The following is a 3693-nucleotide window of genomic DNA, read 5'->3' as shown; positions in this document are numbered from 1 at the left end:
AGCGAAAACTCCTATCGTGATTTGTCTCGTCAACGATTACGATACCAGAGTTTTCGCTTTTTTCATATCCATATATGGAAAAATATTCGTTTTTTACATAAGCAACCCCAAGTTATGGTGATGAGCCAAAATTATGATATCCCTTCAAATTTATTGGGGTGGCTTACGACTGTATCTAAAAATACAGCGACCGATCATTTACGAAAATTAAAACGAAATCATGATTTATTAGATGAATTACAACACGATATTTACAACCCTCTATCTGCTCCTAAGTTTCAAAGCCCTGAGGAGTATGCCATTGCGAAGCAAACGGTCCAATCCGTAAAAGAATTATTAGACAAATTAGATGAGGAAACGAGAAACATACTCATTCTTCGTCAACAAGGTTTCGCTTATCATGAAATTTCCGATAAGCTGAATATTCCCTTGAACACCGTTAAAACAAAAATATTTCGTGGACGAAAACAATTAATGTCTAACCTTATCAATAAGGAGGTCTTTTAAATGAACATGCATGAAATGTATCAAGACCTCATTCTTCAATATGATTTGTTAGATGAACGAGAAAAACAACAAGTAGATGAACACATCAAAACGTGTAAACAATGCGAGCGTTATTTTGAAACATTCCAACAAATGAACGAAGCACTAGACCTCATCTCTATTGAAGATAATATAGAGGAGTTTCAGAACGAAGCAAATGACCACTCCCTTCATAAGAAACGCATTCATTTCTCAAAATGGAAGCAGTTTGTCCTTACAGTATCATTACTTCTCATCGTTGGCTTTTCCATTTCCTTCACGACTCCTGGAAAAGCTGCGATCCAAAAAGCCCTAAACCGATTGCTTGCTGAAAAAGTAATGGAAGACAATAAACCGCTTCCTAAGAAGGATGGAAAGCAAAAAGTACTATATTCTGTTTGTGAAGATGTTGATGGAGGAATCTTCAAAACATACTCAACAGGTGATAAAGTAAGAATTGAACATGAATTTGGGTATGACATTATGATCAATGAAACGGCGTATCACTATAATAAAAGTGAACATACATTTACAATTGAAGAAATTAGAGGTATGGATGATTTTGCCTCATTCCTGAAGAATAAAGATGAGAACGATATTAAGTACTTAGGAACCGATACATTTTTTGGCCGGCCTGTAGAAAAATATTCGGTGAAAATTGATGAATTTTATACTGATGAATATTGGTTTGACAAAAAATACGGAAAAGTGATCCGAGTGTTTACGATACACAATGGAAACAAGGAAGAGGATTCCAACATTATCGAATTAAAAGAAATTGAAATTGATCCAAATAGTGATTTATTTGACACAACCCCACCTAAAGGCGCCAAAGTGATCGATCATCGCAATAGCGAATCATAAAGGCGAGGATTCCTCGTCTTTTTCTGTCTTTTACTAAATTTCCAGTTAATAATACGAATACAGAGTAAGAAAGTTTCAAGGTTGTGGATTTTTTTCATGATTTGCGGACTATTTTCATGAACTTGCGGATTCGCCATCACATTCCATCAATTACCAGAAATATAAAAAGCCCAAATCCACCATAAGATTTGGGCTAAACATTTATTACATTTTTTCTGGAGCTGATACACCAATTAAGCTTAATGCGTTTTGCAATGTAATTTGTGTTGCTTTCACGAGCGCTAAACGAGCACGTGATTTTTCTACATGTTCTTGATTTAATACTTTTTCCGCATTGTAGAAGCTATGAAGGGCAGATGCTACATCGTAAATATAATTCGCTATGCGGTGTGGAATTCGCTTTTCGGCTGCTTCCGCCACGACACTTGGGAATTCGCCTATTTTCTTCAATAGCTCTATTTCTTTTTCAGACGATATTTCATCAAGGTTTAACTCACCTTCGTAAGAGAGGCCTAGCTCTTCTCCTTGACGTAAAATGCTGCAAATACGCGCATGGGCATATTGAGCATAGTAAACAGGGTTTTCATTGGACTTGGATACGGCTAGGTCTAGATCAAAGTCAAGGTGAGAGTCACCGCTTCTCATCGCAAAGAAATAACGAACAGCATCGAGTCCAACTTCTTCCATTAACTCCCGCATCGTAACAGCCTTACCAGTCCGTTTGCTCATTTTTACTTTTTCACCATTTTTATAAAGGCTCACCATTTGCATGATTTCCACTTCGAGCGTGTCTTGATCATAGCCGAGTGCTTGAATTGCTGCCTTCATACGTGGGATATAGCCGTGATGGTCTGCTCCCCAAATATTGATTAATTTTTCAAAGCCACGGTTTAATTTATCTTTATGGTACGCAATGTCCGGTGTTAAGTATGTGTAGGAACCGTCATTTTTAATTAATACGCGATCCTTATCATCACCATATGTTGTGGAGCGGAACCAAGTAGCTCCATCCTCTTCATAAATATGGCCGTTTTCGCGTAAAACATTTAATGTTTCTTCTACTTTTCCACTTTCATATAAAGAAGTTTCGGAATACCAAACATCAAAAGAGACGCGGAATTCTTCTAAATCCTTCTTTAATTTATCCATTTCAAACTTTAAGCCGTATTCACGGAAAAACTTTAAACGCTCTTCTTGGCTTTCATGTAAGAAACGATCACCATATTCTTCTGCAATCTTCTTTCCGATTTGAACAATATCTTCTCCGTAATAACCATCTTCCGGCATTTCTGCTTCTTGACCGAGAGCCTGTAAGTAGCGTGCTTCAACAGAAAGGGCTAAATTGTGAATTTGGTTCCCTGCATCATTAATGTAATATTCACGTGATACATCATAGCCGGCTTTGTCTAAAATATTACATAATGAATCCCCAACAGCCGCTCCACGTGCATGACCTAAGTGTAAAGAGCCCGTTGGATTAGCTGAGACGAACTCTACTTGTATTTTTTGATTTCCGCCAGCATCAGATTCTCCGTAACGTTCACCCGCTTCAATAATCGCTGGAATTAAATCCGTTAAATATTGATTATTCATGTAAAAATTAATAAATCCAGGTCCGGCAATTTCAATTTTTTCAATGGATGCTTTTGATTTATCGAAGTGTTTAACAATATCTTCTGCAATAAAACGAGGGGCTTTTTTCGCCACACGAGCTAATTGCATCGCCATGTTTGTTGAATAATCACCGTGTGCTTTATCTTTCGGTGTTTCCAAAATAACCGCCGGAATTTCTCCTTCACTAGCGAGATTTGCTTTTAACACGGACGCTTTAATTTCTTCTTTTAGCCGCTCTTTCACTTGCTCGACGATGTTCATTCTCTGTGATCCTCCTTATAATTAATCGTTAACGTATGTACATGCTTTTCTTGCCCTATTTTCAAATCATATTCTATCTTCAGTTTACCACGACTTACCACTTCGTTTGTACTAATTCGCAATGATTTAGTATAAGTTGAGAGCCTAAATGTCCCAAACTGTGTTTCATAATTAGATATGGTCTCTTCCTTTTCAATAAATCGTTGGCGCATCTTAACCGCACCCGACCTCATTAAGTAAAGCTCGTTATCTGTTATTTTTAACAATGATTTTACGTTTCCGAAATCATGTTCTTCTTCATAACTCAAACTTCGCACTTTAAAAAGTTAGTGCACCCATAGTGGTTCTAAGGTTCATTGGTGTAAAAAATGTTTATTGACAAATGATTCTAAAAATGCAAAAAACACCTCATTCTTTGGTATAGTGGAT

At 36.9% G+C, this 3693-nt stretch carries 4 protein-coding genes; 2 read left to right on the top strand and 2 right to left on the bottom strand.

Translation table 11 applies throughout. The annotated features are described in order from the left end of the window. Together MLD65_RS17810 and MLD65_RS17805 are read left to right on the top strand one after the other, a co-directional pair. Window positions 1-507: RNA polymerase sigma factor (locus MLD65_RS17810; protein ID WP_243293160.1), on the top strand; the 507-nt coding region annotated here is incomplete at its 5' end. Further along, window positions 508-1389, top strand: coding sequence for a hypothetical protein (locus tag MLD65_RS17805; protein ID WP_243293159.1), 882 nt, complete (start codon window positions 508-510; stop codon window positions 1387-1389). It begins immediately after the preceding gene. A gap of 204 nt (window positions 1390-1593) precedes the next feature. On the opposite strand, the gene argS is transcribed toward MLD65_RS17805, so the two are convergent. Next, window positions 1594-3264 (bottom strand): arginine--tRNA ligase, encoded by a 1671-nt coding sequence (gene argS, locus MLD65_RS17800; RefSeq protein WP_243293158.1) that lies wholly within the window; start codon window positions 3262-3264, stop codon window positions 1594-1596. Beyond that, on the bottom strand, window positions 3261-3572 hold the full coding sequence (locus MLD65_RS17795) for a YwiB family protein (protein WP_243293157.1): 312 nt from the start codon (window positions 3570-3572) through the stop codon (window positions 3261-3263). The genes argS and MLD65_RS17795 overlap by 4 nt, the downstream gene beginning before the upstream one ends. Between the last annotated feature and the right edge of the window lie 121 nt (window positions 3573-3693).

It is taken from the genome of Bacillus sp. FJAT-47783 (assembly GCF_022808615.1).
Classification (GTDB): Bacteria; Bacillota; Bacilli; order Bacillales; family Aeribacillaceae; genus Bacillus_BZ.
The sequence above is the reverse complement of the archived record's forward strand: the minus strand, read 5'-3'. Positions and strand labels throughout refer to the sequence as shown.

What these genes read in the sequence shown, in the direction of transcription:
- MLD65_RS17805 (WP_243293159.1), top strand. Translation starts at nt 508, where the DNA reads ATGAACATGCATGAAATGTATCAAGACCTCATTCTTCAATATGATTTG.
- argS (WP_243293158.1), bottom strand. Translation starts at nt 3,264, where the DNA reads ATGAACATCGTCGAGCAAGTGAAAGAGCGGCTAAAAGAAGAAATTAAA.